Genomic DNA, 20,271 nt, shown 5'->3' on the forward strand with positions numbered 1-20,271 from the left:
CGGACAGGGCGGGGCCGTCTTGCGGCTTCGTCCGGTCCTGCCAGCCCTTCCCTCGTAGTTGTTCCCCTGACACAGCCGACCGGGTCAATCGATGAAATACAATGATTTGCGTGATTTTATTCACCAGCTTGAACAACAGGGCGAATTGATACGCATCTCCGCCGAAGTCGATCCCTATCTGGAAATGACCGAAATCTGCGACCGCACTTTGCGGGCCGGTGGTCCCGCCTTGCTGTTCGAAAATCCCAAAGGACACAGCATGCCGGTGCTGGCCAATTTATTTGGCACCCCCAAGCGGGTCGCGCTGGGCATGGGCCAGGAAGACGTTACCGCCTTGCGGGACGTGGGCAGGCTGTTGGCGTTTTTGAAGGAACCGGATCCCCCCAAAGGGTTCAAAGACGCGATCGACAAGCTGCCGCTGTTCCGTCAGGTGATGCGCATGAGCCCCAAGGTGCTCCGTTCGGCACCCTGCCAGGAGGTCGTCATTGAAAAAGACGACGTGGATTTGTACCAGATACCGATCCAGCACTGCTGGCCCGGTGACGCGGCCCCACTGGTTACCTGGCCTCTGGTGATCACCCGTGGGCCCCACAAGGAACGCCAGAATCTGGGCATCTACCGGCAGCAACTGCTGGGGCGTAACCGGCTGATCATGCGCTGGTTGAGCCACCGCGGCGGGGCGCTGGATTTTCTGGAGTGGCAGCAGACGCACCCGGGTGAGCCTTTCCCGGTGGCGGTGGCACTGGGGGCGGATCCGGCGACGATTCTGGGGGCGGTGACCCCGGTGCCTGACTCCCTGTCTGAATACGCGTTTGCCGGGTTGTTGCGGGGCTCGCGCACCGAACTGGTGCAGGCCGGGCTGAGTGATCTGCAGGTGCCGGCCAGCGCGGAAATCGTGCTCGAAGGGTTCATCTACGCGGACGATATGGCCCCCGAAGGCCCCTTCGGTGACCACACCGGCTACTACAACGAAGTGGAAGACTTCCCGGTGTTCACGGTGGAACGGATCACCCACCGCACCGCCCCCATCTACCACAGCACCTACACCGGCCGGCCGCCCGATGAGCCGGCCATCCTGGGGGTGGCGCTCAACGAAGTGTTCATTCCGATACTGCAAAAACAGTTTCCGGAAATTGTGGATTTTTACCTGCCACCGGAAGGCTGTTCCTACCGGTTGGCGGTGGTGACCATGAAAAAACAGTACCCCGGACACGCCAAACGGGTGATGATGGGGGTGTGGTCATTTTTACGCCAGTTTATGTACACCAAGTTTGTTATTGTCACCGACGACGATATCAACGCCCGGGACTGGAACGATGTGATCTGGGCGATTACCACCCGCATGGATCCGACCCGTGACACCACCCTGGTTGACCACACGCCCATCGATTATCTCGATTTCGCGTCCCCGGTGGCGGGGCTGGGGTCGAAAATGGGGCTGGATGCCACTAACAAGTGGCCCGGGGAAACCGATCGCGAATGGGGTGAGCCGATAGTCATGACGCCGGCCGTGCGTCAACGTGTGGACGAACTCTGGGAGCGGCTCGGTATCGAGTTGCCAGCCGGCGCGGGGAACAATGTATGACCGTTGAATTGGAGATCAGGCAGGTTATGGCTGCACAAAGCTACCCCCCTAGAAAAATGCGCGCACAAGTGGTGGGGGTGCTATCACTCAGCCATGACGTTTATCGAGTGGAGCTGAGTCTGTTGCACCGGCATGAGCTCAAGTTTTTTGCCGGACAGTATCTGGCTGTAGAGCTGCCCGGTGCCGGGCCGTGTTACTTTTCCATCGCCAGTGGCCCCGATGCCCCGCATCTGGAATTGCATATCCAGGCCGTGCCGGAGTCAGTGTCCGCCCGCCGAGTGATCGACACCCTGACGCCCGGGTCACAGGTGACCCTGAGTGTGCCCCACGGCAAGGCCTGTCTGCAGACGGTGCCCGACAAGCCCCTGCTGCTGGTGGTGGCCGGTACCGGTTTTGCCCAGGCCAAGAGTATGATGGATTACCTGCGCGCGAACGGTTGTCGCCAGCCCGTCACGCTGTATTGGGGCGTGCGCTGCCAGCAAGACATGTACCTGCTTTCACTGGCGCAACAATGGCAGGCAGAGTCACCGGCGTTCACTTTTGTCCCGGTGGTCGGGGATAATGCCGATAACGACTGGACCGGGCATCACGATCAGCTGGCCCATGCGGTGCTGGCGTCGGCTGTTGACTGGAGCAACGTGCGAGTGGTGGCCAGCGGGTCACCGGCCATGGTGTATACGCTGATGGACAGCCTGCTGGCAGCCGGGTTACCGGCCGCCGAGTTCCTGTCCGATGTTCTGGAGTATGCGCCGCGCGGCTGAGTCGGCGCGGCTCTGGCCCGCAGGCTCAGGCTCACGCTCTGGGCATCGGCAAGTCGGGCAGGCCGCTGTCTTTGATCAATCCTTGCATCAGCAATTTGACGCTGGCCTGATCTTCCCCCATGTGCGCGTTCAGCCGGCTGAGTTCCGCGATGGCTTCCTGGCTGTGGCGCAGCCGCAGGCTGGTTTCAAAATACTCCCTGGCCTTGCCCCACAGCTCGTTCCGCAGACTGAGGCGGCCCAGCGCCAGCAGCAGCTCGGGGTTGTTGGGACGGTCCTGCAACCAGCGCTCGGCGACCATCAGCTGCTCGTCCGGCTCTGCCCCCCTGACCCGGCCGTAGAGGTTTACCAGGTCATCGTTCCAGTGATTGCGCAATACCTTGCGCATCAGGGTCTCCGCCTGAGCTTCGTCCCCCAGTTCCGCCAGCAGGCGGGTGTATTCGTAAATGGTGTCGTCATCCCGCCGCAATACCCCGGGCAGTTCGTCCCACAATCTGGTGAACGGCGCCAGCGCCGTGGCCGGGTCGTCATACTCTGTCAACCGTTGGTGGCCCTCTGCAGCCGCGCGCTGTAGCAGGTTGCGCCAGGTAGTGCGTTCCAGTTCATCCAGTTCGGCCTTGGGAAGCAGGTCACGCTTGCGCAGCTCGGGCAGCAGGCGCGCCAGTTCGCGCCAGTCTTCCAGCCGCAGGTAAGTGGTTTTCAGTAATTTGAGCACAAACGGGTGGTGGGGCGTTTTTTTGCGCAGGCGCACCAGGGTGGCGAGCGCTTGTTCGAGGCGGTTGCCGGCCAGCTGCAATTGCGCCTGAGTAATGCCGACCGCCAGATCCGACCCGGGGGTGCTGTCAAAGGCTTTGCGCAGCAGCACGTCCACGTCGTCGTGATCGCCCGACTCATAGGCCGCCTGAGCCGCGGCCAGATAATTGATCAGGGGCGTATCCGCATGGTTGGCCGAGGCCTCGAGCAGTTTTCGGGAGCGCGGCCAATTGCCTTCGGCCAGCGCCAGCAGTCCCTGGGTGGTCCGTTTGCGCGCCCGGCGTTCTTTACCCCGCGCCCGCCAGTGGCCCAAGACCCTGGTGCTGCGACTGATTTGGCGCAGCAGTCCGATGGTAAACATCACCACCATCACCAGCGCGATCACCAGCAGCAGCCCCACCCAGAAATTGGTTTCGATCAGGTAGTTGCCCAGGCTGATGCGCACATAGCCCAGGTCGTATTGCAGGCCAAAGCTCAAGGCGGTGCCGAGCAGCAGGGCCACCAGAATGATCAGCAGCACGCGGATCATGGCCGCTCACCCTCATCGCTGGCGTTGCTGCTGTCCGCGTCGGCCGGGGGTGGGTTACCGCCGGCCAGGCGTGCTTTCAGCAAGGTCAGTGACTGGCTGATGTCGGGAAGCTCCGGATCGACCGCACGGCTGGCCAGATCCGCCAGAGTGGCCTGCAGTGCTTGAATGCGGCTGTCGCTGCCGTCGTACCATTGGCTCAGCGCGGCCTGCGCTTTCGCCAGGGCGCGGTCGTACAGGGGCTGGTTGGCGCGCAGCACGGCCGCTTCCGCCTGCTCCAGCATCAGCTGCATATTGAGGCGGGCGTAGGCGCTTTGATCAGGGGATAACAAGGGCTTGGCCGGCTCATCCAGGCGGCGCACCACCACGACGTTCTGCAGGGTGTGCTTGAACTGCGACCAGGCACTGGTGATCGTGTCGGCGGCTTCCGCCAGCGGCTCGTTGCCCGGGGCGGTGCTGACAAAGCCCGGGGCGCGCTCGTGAATCAGCGCCTCTTCGGTAATCGCATGGACCTCTTCGATCGCCGCTTCCAGACTCAGGTAAAGCCCGGTGCGGTCCACGTCAGCGACTGCTTTCAGGGCGAGAATGTCCTTGGCCAGTTGTTTGCGGACGGGGAATACGCCGACGTCGTCGGTCTCCACCAGCACCTGATCCGCAGCCTGCAAGGCCGCTAAAGTGCCGCCTATGTCTTTTTCCACCGACAAGCGCTGGTTGGCAACGCGGATCAGGTATTCCGCTTCGGCCAGCAGCCAGTCGGTGCGCGAGCGGTTCCCGGCTTCCAGCAGTTCGCGGGCAGTGTGCTCGATTTGCCGTTGCTGGTCATTCAGCTGTTGCCGCTGGTTTGCCAGCGCCTGCTCCAGGCTGCGCAGGCGCTCATTGCGGTCGCTGCCAGAGTGGTTGAGCTGTTGCTCCAGCCGGGTGGTATCCTGCTGCAGGTGGGCCAGGGTCTGGTCGAGGGATTGTCGGCTTTGCCACTGCTGCCAGTTCCACAATGCCAGAACAATGGTCAGGACCAGGATCACCCCTATGGCAACCCACAGCGGCCAGAGTCGGCGGGCGGAAGCCGCGGGGGGCGTTACCGTCACCGGTAGTTGTGAATTGGAATCTGTGGAATCAGTCACGGGCATCCTTTCTGGGCCAATCGTTGGGCAACCGCAGCCACCACCTCCGGGTCGGTGAGGCTGGCGGGAATACACACGTTGGTGTAACCGGCGCTTGCCGCCAGCTCCGCGACGCGTTGCACCGGCAGCACCAGCAGTTGTTGTTTTAGATTATGGCCGCTAATCCGGTTTAGCGCGATGAAATTGTTCAATGTTTCGGCGGATAACGCAATGATTGCGTCGGGCGCGAAGTCGCCCAGCGCCTGTTGCAGCTGCTGGGGCGAGTAATCCGGCGCCTGCCGCCGGTAAATGGGCATGGCGGTCACCTCGGCGCCACGGGCGAGCAGGGTCTCCCGCAGCAGTTCGCGGCCCGACTCCCCTCGGGCAATCAGGACCCGCTCGCCGCGGATGTTGTTCAGCACTGGAAGCCGCAACAGATCCTCGCTGCTGACCCCCTGGGGGGGCCATTGCGGCGACAGGCCGGCGTCCGCCAAGACTTTAGCGGTACCCGCCCCGACACCGTACCAGTTCAGACCCTGTGGCAACTGTGGCCACCAGGTGTCGATCAGGGCGAGCAGTAACTCCGCAGCGTAGGGGCTGACGGCAACCACGTGCTGAAACCGGTCCAGATTCTGGATGAGGGTCCGTTGCGCCGGAGTTTCCGGCAAGGGCGCACGCTCGAGCATGGGCAGGGCCCGGGCGTCCGCCCCGGCGTTGCGAAAGCACTGTGCCAGTCGACTGGCCTCCGGCTCCGGCCGGCACACCAATATGCGGCGACCGGCCAGGGGGGTACTTACTCGACGGAGCGACCATAGATCTCGGCCAGCACACGGCCGGCGCCCAGCGCCAGCAAGTCTTCCGCCAGTTCAATACCGAGCCGCTCCGCCTCCTCCCGGGGGGCCCGGCCCTCAACCCGGAAGATCTCGGTGCCGTCGACCGAACCCACCAGACCGCGCAGCCAGAGGGTGTGCTCGTCTTCCAGCTCCGCGTAAGCCGCGATGGGCACCTGACAGCCCCCCTCAAGCCGGCGGTTGAGGGCGCGCTCGGCGGTCACCCGGTCGGCGGAGTCGGCATGACTCAGGGGCTTGAGCAGATCGTGCAGCTCGGTATCGTCCAGGCGGCATTCGATACCGATGGCGCCCTGGCCAACCGCCGGCAGGGACATGGTGTGGGAGATGGTGGAGCGGATGCGGTCCTCAAAGCCGAGGCGGATCAACCCGGCAGTAGCCAGGATGATGGCGTCGTATTCGCCGGCGTCCAGTTTGGCCAGCCGGGTGTTGACGTTGCCACGCAGGGTGCGAATTTGCAGATCGGGGCGATTCGCGCGCAACTGGCATTCGCGCCGCATACTGGATGTGCCCACCACGGCGCCCTCGGGCAAGGCGTCGATGGATTCGAAGGTGTTGCTGACGAACGCGTCGGTGGGGTCCTCACGCTCACAGATGGCGACCAGCCCAAGCCCCTCGGGCAGCACCATGGGCACGTCTTTCATCGAGTGCACCGCCAGGTCGGCACGCCCGTCCAGCATGGCTTCTTCAAGCTCCTTGACGAACAGCCCCTTGCCGCCGACCTTTGCCAAAGGCACATCCAGAATTTTGTCGCCTTGGGTGGTGATGCCCAGCAGCTCGACCTTGATATGACTGTGCAGCCGCTCCAGCTCGGACTTGATGAACTCGGCTTGCCACAGCGCGAGGGCGCTGTTGCGGGTTGCGATGCGAAGGGTACGTTGTGACATAGTGATGTTGTCTGCCAGATAGGTAAAAAGTGTGCCTTAAGGGTAACGCTTTACCACACCAATGTCCCGTTCAAGGGGTGAGTCCCGGCTGGTCAGTTCGTCAACCTGCCGAGTGTCTGCGAGCCTCACTCCCCAGGGGGGGCACGCTAGCCGGGCAGGTGTTCCTGCAACCATTGGCGCACCCGGCTGACGTGGCGGCGGCTGACCGCCAGTGCCACTGGCTGGTCACGTAGGTTAAGCTGCCAGTGGCCTTCCGCCGTGCGACTCAGGCCCTGAATATGATCGACGCCCACCAGCGTGTTGCGATGGATGCGCAGCAGGGTATCGGCAAACGCTGCCTCCAGTTCCTTGAGGGTGTAGTCGGTGATGGTTTCACCCCTGGAGTGATGCAGAGTGACGTACTTCTGGTCGGCGGCACAGTAACGCACCTCGGCCATGTCGATCAGTTCGGTGCCGCGGTGGGTTTTCACCGCCAACTGTCCGGGCGAGGCCTGTTCGCGCACTTGCAGGGCCTGCAACTGTACCCGGTTGACGCGCCCTGCCCGGGCGAGCGCGGCGCTGAGAGTCTCCTTGCGTACCGGTTTCATCAGATACGCCACCGCCTGCACTTCAAAGGCGGTGATGGCGTAGTGGTCGAACGCGGTACAGAAAATAATGGCCGGGGGATTGCTGAGGGATTGCAGCTGCATCGCTGCGTCCATACCGTCCATACCCGGCATGCGGATGTCGAGCAGCACGATGTCGGCGGGGTGCGCGGCAACCGCGCTCAACACTTCGTGGCCGTCGGCGGCCTCGGCGGACACCCGGTACCCGGGAATGGTTTCAACCAGCCGGCGAATGCGCTCCCGCGCCAGCGGCTCGTCGTCGGCAATCACCACATGTTGGAAGCTGGAGTGTGTCATGTCAGTGGCTCTGTCAGTGGTTGGGTAGCTTGGGGCAACGTGCGCCAGGGCAACCTCAGGGTCACCGTGTAAATGTCGTTCTGCTGGCTGTGTTTAAGCACCGCCGGCTCGCCGAACAGCGCCTGCAGGCGCGCTTGGGTGTTGTCCAGCGCGATCCGGTTGCCTTGGTGCGCAGCCGCGCCACTGTCGGGGCGGGGATTTTGCACCATGAGGTAAACGAAATACTGATTGCGGTACACCCTGATGGTTACGGTGCCTCCGCCCGGTCGTGGCTGAATCCCGTGGTAAATGGCGTTTTCCAGCAGGGGCTGCAGGGTCAGCGGCGGTATGGCTTGCTGCTCGAGGCCGCTGGCCAGATCCCAGACGACCTGCAAGCGAGGCCCCAGGCGCAGGGTTTCGATGGTCAGATAGCGCCGGCACAGGGACAGCTCATCCTGCAGCGGGATCAACCGGTTCTGGGTGCGCAGGCTGGCGCGAAACAGTTCCGACAGGTCCACGACCGCCTCTTCGGCCTGTTCCGGGCGGGTTGCTATCAGGCTGGCGATGGTGTTCATGCTGTTGAACAGAAAGTGAGGCTGGATCCGGGCCTGCAACGCCGTCAGGCGGGACTGCATTTCGGCCTGACGCTGCAGCTGGTGTTGATGTTGCAGATAAAAATAGCGCAGCACCATGAGAGTAATGAGCAGCGCCGCCAGCAATTTTTTACCGATGGCCATCCAGCTGCTCAGCCCCGGTTCGGGGTGCAGGACCTTGTCGGCGAACACGCTGAATACAAACACGTCAGCCACCACCAGCAAGGCAACCAGCGCGCTGGTTTTGGCGGTTGAAAACTGCTTTAACCAGTTGCGCAGCACGCAGACCAGGGCCGCACTGGTGAGCAGGGTCCACTGGACAAACAGGGACAGCAGGCCGAAATAGCTCCAGTCGATCCATTGCTGGTGTGCCTGCACCACCGCCAGCAGAAACACCGTCAGTTCACTGGTTACCAGCAGCATGAACACCGCCCGCACCCGGCACAGATCCGGTATGAAAAAGTCATCGCTTTGCGCGGATGAAACATCCGGTCGGCGCAGGGGTTTACGGGCCATAGTATCCTCAGGATAAAAACGGGTGGGCCGGGGATGAGGGTGCTATAATGCGCCCATTTCGTCCAGTTCAGGCGTCACAATCAACACAATCCACTACGTCCTGCCGCGAACCGCAGGGCAGTCAGCAGGAAAGACAGACCATGTCCGATCAGACCAAGACTTCCGAAAAACCCTGGGGCGGTCGATTCAGCGAGCCGACCGATGCCTTTGTCGAGCGCTTTACCGCCTCGGTGGGGTTTGACCAGCGTCTCTATCACCACGATATTACCGGTTCCATTGCCCACGCCACCATGCTGGCCGCGGTCGGGGTCCTGACCGATGCCGAGCGCGACCAGATTATCAATGGTCTCAATGAGGTCAAGGCGGACATAGAAGCCGGACGGTTCGAGTGGTCCGTGAGTCTGGAAGACGTGCACATGAACATCGAGGCGCGACTCACCGAACGCATCGGTATCACCGGTAAAAAGCTGCACACCGGCCGCAGTCGCAACGATCAGGTGGCCACCGATATCCGTCTGTACCTGCGTGACGAGATTGATGTCATTGCCGACGAACTGAAACGCCTGCAAACCGGGCTGCTGGACCTGGCCGAGCGCGAAGCCGCGACCATCATGCCGGGTTTTACCCATCTGCAGACAGCCCAGCCGGTCACCTTCGGACATCACCTGATGGCCTGGTATGAAATGCTGGCCAGGGATGCGGAACGACTGCAGGATTGTCGCAAGCGCGTCAATGTCCTGCCCCTGGGAGCGGCGGCGCTGGCAGGGACCACCTACCCCATTGACCGGGCCATGACGGCGCGCCTGCTGGGCTTTGACCGGGCGTCGGAAAACTCACTGGATTCGGTCAGTGATCGCGACTTTGCCATCGAATTCTGCAGTTTTGCCGCCCTGTTGATGACCCACCTGTCCCGCTTCAGCGAAGAACTGGTGCTGTGGACGTCCGCGCAGTTTGACTTTATTGATCTGCCGGACCGGTTCTGTACCGGCTCGTCCATCATGCCGCAAAAGAAAAATCCTGACGTACCGGAACTGGTGCGGGGCAAGACCGGCCGGGTGAACGGCCACCTGATCAGCCTGCTGACCCTGATGAAAGGGCAGCCGCTGGCCTATAACAAGGACAACCAGGAAGACAAAGAACCCCTGTTCGACACCATTGATACCGTCAAAGGGTGTCTGCGGGCCTACGCCGATATGGTGCCGGCGATTGCAGCCAAGGCCGGACCGATGCGCGAAGCGGCCAAAAAAGGGTTCTCCACGGCCACCGATCTGGCGGATTATCTGGTGAAAAAAGGCGTGGCCTTCCGCGATGCCCATGAGATTGTCGGTAAAGCGGTGGCCTTCGGGGTGGCCGAGTCCCGTGATCTGTCCGAAATGACCCTGGCGGAGTTGGCGCAGTTCTCTGACGTCATTGCTGACGATGTGTTCGATGTGCTCACCCTTGATGGCTCGGTGCAGGCGCGAAACCATTTGGGTGGCACCGCTCCGGACCAGGTCCGGGCTGCGGTGACCCGTGCCCGGAAGCAGCTGCTGGGCGGGTAATCGGTCAGCCCTCTGATTCTGTCTGCAGTCGCGAGGTGACCGTCTGCGGAATCAGGCTGGCCAGCGGCGCAGGGCTTCCCAGGTGGAACCCCTGCCCGAAATGAATGCCGAGTCGGCGGGCCTGACGCAGCGTGTCTTCATCCTCGATAAAGGTTGCCACCGTCAGTTTACCCGCCGCCGTGCTGATTTTGTGCAGCGCCTCGACCATGACCTGTTGGACCGGGTTGCCGGGCAGTTGCTGCATCATGGAGTGGTCCAGTTTGACTATGTCCACCGGCAGGGTGCCCGCCAGATGGTAACTTTCCACTGAGGCTCCGGCACCATCCAGTGCAACTTTGCAGCCCACCGCGTGGAGCGAATCGCAGAGTATGGCAACCTCATCCGGATAGCGGGCGGCGACGGATTCATTGACCTCAAAACAGAATATGTCCGGAGCGAAAGGTGACGGCGCCAGCAGGGCCTGAACCCAGTCCGCAAACCCTTCATCCAGCACACTCGCCTGAGAGAGGTTGAAGCCACAGTATTTCAGCCGGTGTACCAGTAACGGTTGTTCGTCCAGCACCGCCAGCGCCTTGCGGATGATTTGCTGATCCAGCTGCTTGCCCAGACTGAACTGGTTGGCAATGGGCAGAAAGGCCTCGGGTTGCACGGACGGGTTATCTGCGTCATTGTCGGCGAGGCGGGCAAGTATCTCAATGTGATCGCCCCAGGTGGCGCTGGCAACCGGGCGGAGCATCTGGTAGTGCAGAATCAGACCGTCATGATCGAGGCAGTGTTGCAGGTGAGCCAGCTGCTGCCGGTGGTCGCGTTCACTGGGCAGCCTCTGACTGGCCCGGTCGGCATGCACACGGTTACGGCCCGCCGATTTGGCGGTATGGCACAGCTCGGCTGCCTCTGACAGCAACTGCTCGGGAGCGCGGGAGGCGTTGCCGTCAACAAACACCAGCCCCGCGCTGGCGGTGGTTTGCAACAGCTTCCCTTGCCAGTCAAAGGCAAAGGCGGCAATGGCTTCGAGCAGGTGTTGCGCGGTGCGCCGGGCTTCCATGTCACTGTGGTTGTCCAGCCATAATGCAAAGGTGTCGCCGGCCAGCCGGGTCAGCAGATCGGTGCGGTTGGTATGGGCCGCCATGATGGCGGCCAGTTCGCGCAGGTAGCGGTCACCGGCGGCGTTGCCCGCGGCGATATTAAGCGGCGTGAAGTTGTCCAGGCCGATAAACAGCAACCCGCCCTGCGGGGTGCTGGGGGCAGGCGGGTTCAGCAGACCGTCAAAGTGTGCCAGGAATTGGCTCCGGGTCGGCAGGCCTGTAACCGGATCCTGTGCGCTGTGCGGCCCCCCCTGGCCGGCACCGGGTGAGTGGGACCGGGCGTCGCGGGCAATGAGCAGCGCACCGATGGTGTTTCCCTCCAGGTCCTGCAAGGTGGTCAGGCGGGTTTCGTGGCCTTGCAGCAGCCGGCTGCGACGGGCCAGGGGCATTTCAGCCTGAAACACGACGCGTTCCATGGCCTGTTGCCACAGGCGCGTTTGTAACCCCTGTTCGCTGGCGAACGAAGACAGCAGGGTGCCCAGGTTGTCGCCGACGCGTGGCGTGAGCTTGAAGGTCGTACTGAATTGTTGCTCCCAGGCGGCGTTCATATGGGTCAGATTGAGCTGAGGGTCCAGCGCAGCGACCAGATCCTGATTGGCTGCCAGCACCGTCTTCAGCAACTGGTCGGTGGCGCGCCGGCGCTGATCCAGTTGCACCACGCGCGTGCGGTCCACCGCCGTACCGGCCAGTCGGGTGACCCGCTTGCCGGATTTGAGCGCCTGCCCGGTAAGGCGAACATGGCGGGTTCGCTGGCGGGCCGTGAGCAGCTTCAGATCGATGCTGAAGGGCCGGCCGGTGCGCAGGCAGCGGCGAAACAGGGCCCGCACACGCTCTTGTTTGCCGGCGCAATAGGACAGCGCCTGTTCCGCGGTAATGTCACTGCCCGCCCGCAGGTCGAGCAGCCGGTACATGCCCGCGGACCAGGTCACCCGGTTATTGTGAATGGCCAGCTCCCAGGAGCCCAGGTTGCCGGTGAGTTCTATCAATGGCTGGGAGTGCGGGTCGGGCTGGGCCGGGTCCCGCAGGGCAATGTGTGCACTGGCCGGCTTGTCGGTATCGCGCACCTGAAAGTGCAGGGTGACGTGCGCACCAAAAAAGAAACCGTCTTTGTGGCGCAGGGTGATCAGGACAGGCTGGTCCTTGGCGAAGCGAAGTCGTTGCGTGGGGGCAAACAGGTCGTCCTGCTGCGCCGCGACCAGGTGCATGATTGGTCTGCCTTCCAATTCGCTGGCGTGGTAACCCAGTACCGGTTCGCAGTGGTGGTCCGCATGAACGATTCGCCCACTATCGTCGATGCGGATCAGCGTGCCCTGGCTGTCGGCTGCTCCGGTATCAGAGCGGTAACGGCGGATACAATACTCTTTCACGTTGATCGGTCTCCGGGCAAGGTCATCGGACTGGCCGCTTTATCATACTGGTAAACTGGAGTATGTGAATCTTTGCGGTGCTGCCGGTTGCCGCTGACCGGGGGGGGCTGGAGCGGGCGCAGAATGTCGAACCCTGCGCGACTCCTCAGGTATACTCTGCACAACAGTAACGCAAGAGGGGCCGACGATGGCGGTTAAGTTCAAAGCGGTGACCGGGCCGGCCACCTGGGTGTTGGTGCTCGCCGCGGTGACGCTGCTGGGCGGGTGTGGCCAGAAGGGAGCGCTCTACCGGGAAGCAGGAGCCGCGCCCCCTTCGGCAAGCCAGAGTGCCCCGGGCGGCGACCGTGAAACCGGCGCTGCCCGGGCACAGCCGCAGCCTCTTCAAGATTAATCAGCCACTTATCTATCGGGAATGTTAATGGATCATTTCAACTACCGTGACGGCCAGCTGCATGCAGAGGCTGTGTCCGCGACCGAAATTGCCACGCGTTTTGGTACCCCCGCGTATGTATACTCCCGGGCGGCGCTGGAACAGAATTACCGCGCCTACGCCGACGCGCTGGCCAACCGCCCACATTTGGTGTGCTACGCCGTCAAGGCCAACAGCAATCTGGCGGTGCTGGACGTACTTGCCCGGCTGGGGGCCGGGTTTGACATTGTCTCCGCCGGTGAGCTGGAGCGGGTCATTCGTGCCGGCGCGGACCCGGCCAAGGTGGTGTTTTCGGGCGTCGGCAAGCAACCCTGGGAACTCCGGCGCGCGCTGGAAGCCGGGGTACGGTGCTTCAACGTAGAGTCGGACGCCGAACTCGACCGCCTCAACGAGATCGCCGGGGAACTGGGGGTGCGGGCGCCCGTATCCCTGCGGGTGAATCCGGATGTGGACGCGGGCACCCACCCGTATATCTCCACCGGTCTCAAAGAAAACAAGTTCGGGATTGATATCGCCGAAGCGCCGGCGGTGTATGCCCGGGCCGCCCAAATGCCGCACCTCGAGATCATCGGCGTCGATTGCCATATCGGTTCGCAACTGACCACCGTGGAGCCATTTCTGGACGCGCTGGACCGGGTGCTCGCCCTGATTGATGACCTGGAAACCCAGGGTATTGCCATCCGACACCTCGATATGGGCGGGGGCCTGGGGGTGCGCTACAACGATGAGACCCCGCCGACGCCGGCAGAGTACATCGCCCGGCTGAAGCAAAAACTGGGCGACCGCCAGTTGGAACTGGTCCTGGAACCGGGGCGCTCGATCGCCGCCAATGCCGGCATCCTGCTGACCCGGGTCGAGTTTCTCAAATGCACCGCGCACCGCAATTTCGCCATCATCGACGGGGCCATGAACGACTTGCTGCGTCCGGCCCTGTACGGGGCCTGGCAGAAAATCATACCGGTGACCGAACACAGCGAGGGCGAAGAAAAGCTCTGGGATCTGGTCGGACCGGTGTGTGAAACCGGCGATTTCCTGGGCAAGGACCGGCGACTGCGCCTGGCGGCCGGCGACCTGCTGGCGGTGAAGTCTGCGGGGGCTTACGGGTTTGTGATGAGTTCCAATTATAACAGCCGTAACCGGCCACCCGAGCTGATGGTGGACGGTGAACAGGTCCACGTCGTCCGCCGTCGGGAAACCCTGGACGATCAGCTTGCCCCCGAAAGCTGTCTGCCGGAATGACCCGCCAGACCCGCCGTAAGCCGCTGCCTCAGATGCTCGCATTTACCAAAATGCACGGGCTGGGGAACGACTTTATGGTGGTGGATGCCATCAGTCAGTCGTGCCGGCTGACTGCAGAGCAGATCCAGAGTTTGTCCGACCGGAACTTCGGCGTCGGCTTTGACCAGTTGCTGGTGGTGGAACCCCCGGGCTCGCCAGACGTGGACTTCCGCTACCGCATTTACAATGCCGATGGATCGGAGGTGGAACAGTGCGGCAACGGGGCGCGTTGTTTCGCCCGTTTTGTCCGCGATCGCCGGCTTACCAATAAGACCCTGATCCGGGCGGAAACGACCCGCGGCGTGCTGGAGTTGCGCGTGGGGCGGGACGGCTGGGTCACCGTCAACATGGGGGTTCCCGAATTGGAGCCCGCAGCCATACCGTTTGTCGCCGATGCCCGCGAACCGGTGTACACCGTATCGGTGGCGGGCCAGACGGTGGCCTTGAGCGCCGTTTCCATGGGTAACCCCCACGGCGTCCTGGTGGTCGATGATGTGGCCCGCGCGCCGGTGGATACCCTGGGCCCGGCGCTGGAACAGCACCCGCGCTTTCCGGCCCGGGCCAATATCGGGTTCATGCAAATCGTGGATCGCAAGAAGGTGCGCCTGCGGGTGTTCGAGCGTGGCTGTGGAGAAACCCTGGCGTGCGGCAGTGGCGCCTGTGCAGCGGTGGTGAGCGGACGTTTGCGCGGCTTGCTGGACCCCCGGGTCAGGGTGGAGTTGCCGGGCGGACCACTGACCGTGGAATGGCAGGGCCAGGGAGCCCCTGTTATGATGGAAGGGCCCACCGAAAGTGTCTTTGAAGGGCAGGTTCGGGTGTCTGGTCGGCCAAAAAATCGCAGTCGCGCCCGGTGACTGCTGTATAACAAAAGGAGAGTGTGATGACCGATCAAACGGCCCGCAAGAAGGCCGGAGAACTGAGCAAAGAGGCGGTTGCCGACTACCTGCGTGCCCATCCGGAGTTCTTTCTGGACCAGGACGAACTGTTGCGCAGTCTGACGCTGCCCCATCACAGTGGGCGCGCTATTTCGCTGGTGGAGCGTCAGGTGCACCTGTTCCGCGAGCAGCGGGACACCTTGCGGCAGGAGTTGCTTGAACTGGTCGCCATCGCCCGCCACAACGATCGCTTGTTTGCCAAGAGCAAGCGCCTGCTGCTGCAGGTGATTGAAGCGCGCAACCTGAATGAGATGGCCGCCGCCATCGACGACAGCATCCGCCGCGACTTTGGCCTGGATGCGGCCTCCCTGGTATTGTTCAGTGACAAACCCTTGCCGGTCAGTGCGGAAGGGGCGTTGCATCTGGTCTCCCCGGCGGAAGCCCAGGCCCGCATCGGCGCGTTTCTGGACGGCGACCGGGCGGTCTGTGGCCAGTTCCGCGACAGCGAACGGGCCTTCCTGTTTCCGCAGATTGAAGACCCGATTGCCTCCGTTGCCCTGATCCCCCTGCGGGATCACCAGTTGCGCGGTGTATTTGCGGTGGGCTGCCGTCAGCCAGGCTATTTTGACCAGAGCATGGGCTCGCTGTTTTTGACCTACATCAGCGACACCCTCAGTCGACTCCTGCCCGCCATGCTGCAGCAACACCAAACCAGAGCCACCCTGGTTGAAGCGATCGCCGAGCCGCTCTGATGGCGTCACCCGTCAGCGGCGCAACGGACGTCTCCGTCTATGGCGACTGCGCCTTGCCCGAACCGTGGCTTGCGCCGGTTAATGAGTTTATTGCTTACCTGACGACCGAGCGCCGCCAATCTGCCGACACCTGCAGACATTACCGGCGGGATCTGCTCCGGTTGGCCAATCATGCGCACGGCGAGGGGCTGACGTGGGCGGAGCTGCGCACCCATCATCTGCGTCAGTACGTGGCCAGCCTCAGCCGTTCCGGTCTGGGCGGGCGCAGCATCGCCCGGCATTTGTCGGCCATTCGTCGGTTCTACCGTTACCTGGTGCGTGAACAGCGGGTCAGGGGCAACCCGGCGCTGGGTCTTCGTGCCCCGAAAGCGGCCCGCAAACTGCCCGCGGTCGCCGATGTAGACCAACTGCACAGCCTGCTGGAGGCCCCCCCCGACGACGCGCTGGAAGTGCGGGATCGGGCCATGTTTGAACTGTTGTATTCGGCCGGTCTGCGGGTTGCTGAACTGGTGGCAACGGATGTCAGCACGATCGACCTGACGGCCGCTGAGATACGGGTGCTGGGTAAAGGTCGCAAGGAGCGTCTGCTGCCGGTAGGGCGGAAAGCCTGCGCCGCCATCCGGGCCTGGCTGGTGGTGCGTGCCGGCCTGGCTGCCGAGGGGGAACCGGCGCTTTTTGTGGGGCGCAGGGGACGGCGGTTAGGCGCCCGTTCCGTGCAGCTGCGCCTGCGACGCTGGGGGGCGGTGAAGGGCGCGGAGCAAACCCTGTATCCCCACCTGTTACGCCATTCCTTTGCCAGCCACATGCTCGAGTCCAGCGGTGATCTGCGTGCGGTGCAGGAGTTGTTGGGGCACGCGGATATTGCCACCACGCAGATCTACACCCACCTCGATTATCAGCACCTCGCCAACGTGTATGATCGCAGCCACCCCCGGGCACGCCGGCGCCGGCGAACGGACGATTAGTGGCGCAGCAGGGCATTCAGTTCATCAATTACTTCGGCCCAATCGGAGTCATCCGCCAGCCCTTCGCGGAGAAAAGTGGCCTGGCTGCTGCTCCAGAACGGGGCTTCGGACAGCGGGGTTTCTTGCGGCAGCGGTGAGTGCGTGCGAATAAAATGTTCGATGCTGTCGGGGTCCGAGTCGAGGCCCAGCTGATCGAACAGGGTGCTTAACGAGTGTTGGCTGGTGTCCATACTTTCACCTCCAAAGACGCTGGATGGTGGTACTATCCGGGAAGCGGTAACGCTCAGTTTTAATGTAGTGGAAGCGGAGAAAATATCCAGTGATCAAGGTATTGCTACGGGTCATTATAGCGGTGCTCGGATTCGGGACGCTGCCGGTGATGGCCGAGCCGCCGGTGGCATCGCCCGCGCCGGTGCTGGGCGTGGAAGAACTGGCGTGGCTCGATCAGCTGGAAGGCATAACCATCGGGGTGCAACCGGGCCAGGTGCCGCTGGCCTTTGAAACCCTGAACGATGGGTTGGCGGGCACCTATCTGGATTACATGGACATGCTGGCGACCAAACTGGGGGTGGCGGTGCGCGGGGTCGCCGGCACAGCCACCGAGCTGGAATCTTGGCTGCTCAGGGGCGACATCGACGCCCGCCTGGTCGCTCTGGTGCCCGGACAGACTCTGGGCACCGGGGTGCTGTCCACTGCACCCCTGATGACGCTGACCTACGGAGTGTTCGTGGATGCCGGGGATGCCAGTGTCCGCAAGCTGGGGGACCTCGAGCGGCGACGCATTGCCCTGATCGAGGGCGACCCCAACCAGTTTGTGTTTCTTGATCCGGTCGAGAATTTTGTGCCGGTGCCGGTGGCGAACGTCAGCGAAGCGGTCAGCATGATCATGTCGGGTCAGGCGGACGCCTTCGTGGGGCCGGTGCCGGTGGTCACCGATTACCTGCAAGCGGCGCTGATCAACGGCATCGGTCTGGCGGTGCTGCTGGACAGCCAGTCCGTGGACGTGTTCCTTGAAGTGCCGGACGAGCACCCGCGAATGCACCGCGTGCTTGACCGGGCCGTTGAATCGATCAGTCATAACGAGCACCGCAGCATTCGTCAGTCGTGGCTGCCGTTTGTGGTTCCCAAGGCCGGGGAAGCGCAGGACGTGGAACTCAGTGGGGCGGAGCTGGACTGGCTCAAGCGCAATCCGGAGCTGCGTGTGGGGCTGCGCTCCAGCTGGCCCCCGTTTGAGTTTTTCGAAGAGGGTCAGTTTCGTGGCCTGGCCCCCGACCTGCTCGCCCGTTTTGAAACCAATCTGGGGGTCAAGTTCGACCGTCGGGCTTTTGATCGCCTGGGCCGGGCCGAGGAGCAGTTGCGCAGTGGCGAGATCGATATCCTGCCCGCGTTATCGCAAACTCCCCAACTGGAAGGGGAGTTTCTGTTCAGCCGGCCTTACCTCAGCCTGCCCATCGTGCTGGTGATTCGTGACGATGGGCGCTTCATCGGTGACTTGCGGGAGCTGCGCAGGGAGCGCGTGGGGGTGGTTCGCGAACAGGCGGGGCATGCCTATCTGCTGATCAACCATCCGGATCTGAACTTGTACCCGGTGCCCACCGTGGAAGACGGATTGCTGGCGCTGTCGAACGGCGATCTGGACGTGATGGTGACCAACATCCCGGCGGTCAGTTATATCGTGTCCCGCCTGGGATTGTCGAATCTGCGTATTACCAGCATCACCCCCTATCAGTACCAGTTGCGCATGGCGGTGCGCAAAGACCGGCCCGAATTGTTGCGCATCATCAACAAAACCCTGGGGAGCATGGACGCGGTCGAAACCGAGTCGATTTATAAGCGCTGGGTGCAGCTGGATATTGAACACGCCACTGATTACACCGTGGTCAAACGGGTCATTCTGGTGGCCGTGCTGGTGGTGCTGATCTTTTTGTACTGGAACCGCAAACTGTCCCGGGAAGTGGACGAACGGATCAGTTCGGAAACCGCGTTGCGCTTCAGCGAAGATCAGCTGCGCGCGGCCAAGCTGGAAGCTGAGCGACTGGCCCGGGAGGCAGAAAGCGCCAACCGGGCCAAAAGCGAATTTCTCGCCAACATGTCCCATGAAATACGCACCCCCATGAATGCGGTGATTGGCTACAGTGATCTGCTGGAGAAAACCGTCACCGACCCCCATCAACGCACCTATATCGAGGCCATACGCGCGGGCAGCCGCAGCCTGCTGATGCTGATCAATGACATTCTGGATTTGTCCCGGATCGAAGCGGGCAAGCTGCGACTGGAGTACAACCCCTTGTCCGTGCGGCGCTTACTGGATGATGTGCGGCATATTTTTGACCTGCGGGCGGTGGAACAGGGCATCACCCTCGAAGTGAATGTCGCTTCGGACATGCCCGCGGCCATGATGCTGGACGGAACCCGGTTGCGGCAGGTGCTGTTCAATCTGGTGGGTAATGCGATCAAGTTTACCCACCAGGGCGGCGTGACGGTGACCGCTACGGCCACCCCGGTCAGCGCTCCGCAGCTGTCGGCGGAGGCCCCCGCCGCCGAGGGCAAGCGCCCCTACAAAGCGCTGCAGTATTATGCGCTGGAGATCACCGTGGTAGACACCGGGATTGGTATCGCGCCCGATCAGCAGCACCTGATTTTTGATGCCTTCGAGCAACAGGAAGGGCAAAGTACCCGGCGATACGGCGGCACGGGGCTGGGGCTGGCCATCAGCCGCAAACTGGCCACCATGATGGGCGGCGAACTGACGGTGACCAGTGAGCTGGGCGCAGGCTCCACGTTTGTGGTCCGATTGCCGCAGGTGCAGGTCACGGCGCTGACCGAGGAATCGGAATCGGAGCTCCCCCAGGCTGAGCAGCCGTTGATCGAGACCCTGAACATGCGGGAGCGGGGCTGGCTCAGAAACCAGCTTCTGGGCGACTTCGGTGATGAGTGGAAGGTGGTGCGTGAAAGTGGCGACCCGGAAGAAATGAAGGCGTTTGCGTTACGGGTGATCGCCTGGGGCGAGCAGTTCCGCTCGCGGCGGGTGACCTTGTACGGCGAAAAACTGCTCGCCGACGTGGAGGCCTTCAATCTGGATGCGGTGAACCATGCGCTGGAGGCTTTCCCGGGACTGCTGGAAACCCCAAGCAGCACCCTCGGTTAAAGGCAGTCGTATTGGCTGTGGCGGTCAAACGCCACGGCGATCATGTCGTACCCTTCGGCCGAGAGCGAGCGAATCAGCTCGCGGTCGCCAATGAGCGCCATGCAGATCTTGTGGACGTTGGCCTGTAGTTGTTCCGCCGGCGGCTCAATGTCGAAGCGAAAGTCCACAATCAGATATTTTCGATCAACCGCGGAGGTCCGCGGAATGTCCTCGCGCTCAACACTGTCGAAACCAATGTAGCGAACTTCGGTGGGGGCAAACAGGCTGCTCATCAGCACATCGAGATTTTCTGCAAGTGCCGCAGAGGATGCGGCGAGACCGCAAAGCAACGCACTGGCTCGGACAAACATCCCTGGCGCCATAAGAACCTCCCTTTACGCACT

At 62.5% G+C, this 20,271-nt stretch carries 18 protein-coding genes; 9 read left to right on the forward strand and 9 right to left on the reverse strand.

The window, feature by feature from the left end; genetic code table 11:
- The first annotated feature begins 91 nt into the window (after positions 1 to 91).
- Positions 92 to 1,585: a 4-hydroxy-3-polyprenylbenzoate decarboxylase gene (gene ubiD, locus BG841_RS08220; protein WP_070057215.1), complete on the forward strand. Its 1,494-nt coding sequence runs from the start codon at positions 92 to 94 to the stop codon at positions 1,583 to 1,585.
- On the forward strand, positions 1,582 to 2,346 hold the full coding sequence (locus BG841_RS08225; RefSeq protein ID WP_070057216.1) for an FAD-binding oxidoreductase: 765 nt from the start codon (positions 1,582 to 1,584) through the stop codon (positions 2,344 to 2,346). Before ubiD ends, BG841_RS08225 begins: the two co-directional genes overlap by 4 nt.
- A gap of 31 nt (positions 2,347 to 2,377) precedes the next feature.
- Here BG841_RS08225 and BG841_RS08230 read toward each other — a convergent pair whose 3' ends face one another.
- The 6 genes from BG841_RS08230 to BG841_RS08255 all read right to left on the reverse strand — a co-directional run bounded on the left by BG841_RS08230 (position 2,378) and on the right by BG841_RS08255 (position 8,447).
- The gene (locus tag BG841_RS08230) at positions 2,378 to 3,625 is read right to left on the reverse strand and encodes a heme biosynthesis HemY N-terminal domain-containing protein (RefSeq protein WP_070057217.1); all 1,248 of its coding nucleotides are present in this window, start codon (positions 3,623 to 3,625) and stop codon (positions 2,378 to 2,380) included.
- Complete coding sequence (locus BG841_RS08235; protein ID WP_070057218.1) at positions 3,622 to 4,749, reverse strand: uroporphyrinogen-III C-methyltransferase; 1,128 nt, start codon at positions 4,747 to 4,749, stop codon at positions 3,622 to 3,624. The genes BG841_RS08230 and BG841_RS08235 overlap by 4 nt, the downstream gene beginning before the upstream one ends.
- A complete protein-coding gene (locus BG841_RS08240; RefSeq protein ID WP_322853385.1) occupies positions 4,740 to 5,486 on the reverse strand; it encodes a uroporphyrinogen-III synthase in 747 nt (248 codons plus the stop codon). The genes BG841_RS08235 and BG841_RS08240 overlap by 10 nt, the downstream gene beginning before the upstream one ends.
- A 29-nt stretch (positions 5,487 to 5,515) precedes the next feature.
- Positions 5,516 to 6,457 carry a hydroxymethylbilane synthase gene (hemC, locus tag BG841_RS08245; protein ID WP_070057220.1) on the reverse strand — a complete coding sequence of 314 codons (942 nt, stop codon included), beginning with the start codon at positions 6,455 to 6,457 and terminating at the stop codon, positions 5,516 to 5,518.
- A 146-nt stretch (positions 6,458 to 6,603) separates the two neighbouring features.
- Positions 6,604 to 7,359 carry a LytR/AlgR family response regulator transcription factor gene (locus BG841_RS08250; RefSeq protein ID WP_070057221.1) on the reverse strand — a complete coding sequence of 252 codons (756 nt, stop codon included), beginning with the start codon at positions 7,357 to 7,359 and terminating at the stop codon, positions 6,604 to 6,606.
- Entirely contained in the window at positions 7,356 to 8,447 is a 1,092-nt protein-coding gene (locus BG841_RS08255; protein ID WP_070057222.1) for a sensor histidine kinase, read from the reverse strand. The genes BG841_RS08250 and BG841_RS08255 overlap by 4 nt, the downstream gene beginning before the upstream one ends.
- Before the next feature lie 140 nt (positions 8,448 to 8,587).
- Here BG841_RS08255 and argH point away from each other — a divergent pair, with 140 nt between their 5' ends.
- Entirely contained in the window at positions 8,588 to 9,988 is a 1,401-nt protein-coding gene (gene argH / locus BG841_RS08260) for an argininosuccinate lyase (RefSeq protein ID WP_070057223.1), read from the forward strand.
- A gap of 4 nt (positions 9,989 to 9,992) precedes the next feature.
- Here argH and BG841_RS08265 read toward each other — a convergent pair whose 3' ends face one another.
- Positions 9,993 to 12,440, reverse strand: coding sequence for an EAL domain-containing protein (locus BG841_RS08265; RefSeq protein ID WP_070057224.1), 2,448 nt, complete (start codon positions 12,438 to 12,440; stop codon positions 9,993 to 9,995).
- Between the two features lie 187 nt (positions 12,441 to 12,627).
- Here BG841_RS08265 and lptM point away from each other — a divergent pair, with 187 nt between their 5' ends.
- From lptM to xerC, 5 genes are read left to right on the forward strand one after another with little or no spacing between them, the layout of a single operon-like run.
- The gene (gene lptM / locus BG841_RS08270) at positions 12,628 to 12,831 is read left to right on the forward strand and encodes an LPS translocon maturation chaperone LptM (RefSeq protein ID WP_070057225.1); all 204 of its coding nucleotides are present in this window, start codon (positions 12,628 to 12,630) and stop codon (positions 12,829 to 12,831) included.
- Between the two features lie 27 nt (positions 12,832 to 12,858).
- Positions 12,859 to 14,109, forward strand: coding sequence for a diaminopimelate decarboxylase (gene lysA / locus BG841_RS08275; protein WP_070057226.1), 1,251 nt, complete (start codon positions 12,859 to 12,861; stop codon positions 14,107 to 14,109).
- Positions 14,106 to 15,002: a diaminopimelate epimerase gene (gene dapF / locus BG841_RS08280; protein WP_070057227.1), complete on the forward strand. Its 897-nt coding sequence runs from the start codon at positions 14,106 to 14,108 to the stop codon at positions 15,000 to 15,002. The genes lysA and dapF overlap by 4 nt, the downstream gene beginning before the upstream one ends.
- Positions 15,003 to 15,028: 26 nt before the next feature.
- Entirely contained in the window at positions 15,029 to 15,775 is a 747-nt protein-coding gene (locus BG841_RS08285; RefSeq protein ID WP_070057228.1) for a DUF484 family protein, read from the forward strand.
- The gene (xerC, locus tag BG841_RS08290) at positions 15,775 to 16,740 is read left to right on the forward strand and encodes a tyrosine recombinase XerC (protein WP_083260219.1); all 966 of its coding nucleotides are present in this window, start codon (positions 15,775 to 15,777) and stop codon (positions 16,738 to 16,740) included. Before BG841_RS08285 ends, xerC begins: the two co-directional genes overlap by 1 nt.
- On the opposite strand, the gene BG841_RS08295 is transcribed toward xerC, so the two are convergent.
- Positions 16,737 to 16,970, reverse strand: a complete 234-nt coding sequence (locus tag BG841_RS08295) for a DUF2789 domain-containing protein (protein ID WP_070057229.1) — start codon at positions 16,968 to 16,970, stop codon at positions 16,737 to 16,739. The genes xerC and BG841_RS08295 overlap by 4 nt on opposite strands.
- 149 nt (positions 16,971 to 17,119) lie before the next feature.
- On the opposite strand from BG841_RS08295, the gene BG841_RS08300 reads away from it, so the two are divergent.
- Positions 17,120 to 19,888 (forward strand): transporter substrate-binding domain-containing protein, encoded by a 2,769-nt coding sequence (locus BG841_RS08300; protein ID WP_070058750.1) that lies wholly within the window; start codon positions 17,120 to 17,122, stop codon positions 19,886 to 19,888.
- Here the strand turns inward: BG841_RS08300 and BG841_RS08305 are convergent.
- Positions 19,885 to 20,250 carry a hypothetical protein gene (locus BG841_RS08305; RefSeq protein ID WP_228141626.1) on the reverse strand — a complete coding sequence of 122 codons (366 nt, stop codon included), beginning with the start codon at positions 20,248 to 20,250 and terminating at the stop codon, positions 19,885 to 19,887. The genes BG841_RS08300 and BG841_RS08305 overlap by 4 nt on opposite strands.
- Between the last annotated feature and the right edge of the window lie 21 nt (positions 20,251 to 20,271).

This window comes from Marinobacter sp. X15-166B (assembly GCF_001752365.1).
Taxonomy (GTDB): Bacteria; Pseudomonadota; Gammaproteobacteria; order Pseudomonadales; family Oleiphilaceae; genus Marinobacter.

Excerpts from the sequence above, each read along its gene's own strand:
- BG841_RS08300 (WP_070058750.1), top strand. The coding sequence starts at position 17,120 with ATGGCCGAGCCGCCGGTGGCATCGCCCGCGCCGGTGCTGGGCGTGGAA.
- lysA (WP_070057226.1), top strand. The coding sequence starts at position 12,859 with ATGGATCATTTCAACTACCGTGACGGCCAGCTGCATGCAGAGGCTGTG.
- xerC (WP_083260219.1), top strand. The coding sequence starts at position 15,775 with ATGGCGTCACCCGTCAGCGGCGCAACGGACGTCTCCGTCTATGGCGAC.
- BG841_RS08225 (WP_070057216.1), top strand. The coding sequence starts at position 1,582 with ATGACCGTTGAATTGGAGATCAGGCAGGTTATGGCTGCACAAAGCTAC.
- lptM (WP_070057225.1), top strand. The coding sequence starts at position 12,628 with ATGGCGGTTAAGTTCAAAGCGGTGACCGGGCCGGCCACCTGGGTGTTG.
- BG841_RS08230 (WP_070057217.1), bottom strand. The coding sequence starts at position 3,625 with ATGATCCGCGTGCTGCTGATCATTCTGGTGGCCCTGCTGCTCGGCACC.
- BG841_RS08285 (WP_070057228.1), top strand. The coding sequence starts at position 15,029 with ATGACCGATCAAACGGCCCGCAAGAAGGCCGGAGAACTGAGCAAAGAG.
- argH (WP_070057223.1), top strand. The coding sequence starts at position 8,588 with ATGTCCGATCAGACCAAGACTTCCGAAAAACCCTGGGGCGGTCGATTC.
- hemC (WP_070057220.1), bottom strand. The coding sequence starts at position 6,457 with ATGTCACAACGTACCCTTCGCATCGCAACCCGCAACAGCGCCCTCGCG.
- dapF (WP_070057227.1), top strand. The coding sequence starts at position 14,106 with ATGACCCGCCAGACCCGCCGTAAGCCGCTGCCTCAGATGCTCGCATTT.
- BG841_RS08235 (WP_070057218.1), bottom strand. The coding sequence starts at position 4,749 with ATGCCCGTGACTGATTCCACAGATTCCAATTCACAACTACCGGTGACG.
- BG841_RS08305 (WP_228141626.1), bottom strand. The coding sequence starts at position 20,250 with ATGGCGCCAGGGATGTTTGTCCGAGCCAGTGCGTTGCTTTGCGGTCTC.
- BG841_RS08250 (WP_070057221.1), bottom strand. The coding sequence starts at position 7,359 with ATGACACACTCCAGCTTCCAACATGTGGTGATTGCCGACGACGAGCCG.
- ubiD (WP_070057215.1), top strand. The coding sequence starts at position 92 with ATGAAATACAATGATTTGCGTGATTTTATTCACCAGCTTGAACAACAG.
- BG841_RS08255 (WP_070057222.1), bottom strand. The coding sequence starts at position 8,447 with ATGGCCCGTAAACCCCTGCGCCGACCGGATGTTTCATCCGCGCAAAGC.
- BG841_RS08295 (WP_070057229.1), bottom strand. The coding sequence starts at position 16,970 with ATGGACACCAGCCAACACTCGTTAAGCACCCTGTTCGATCAGCTGGGC.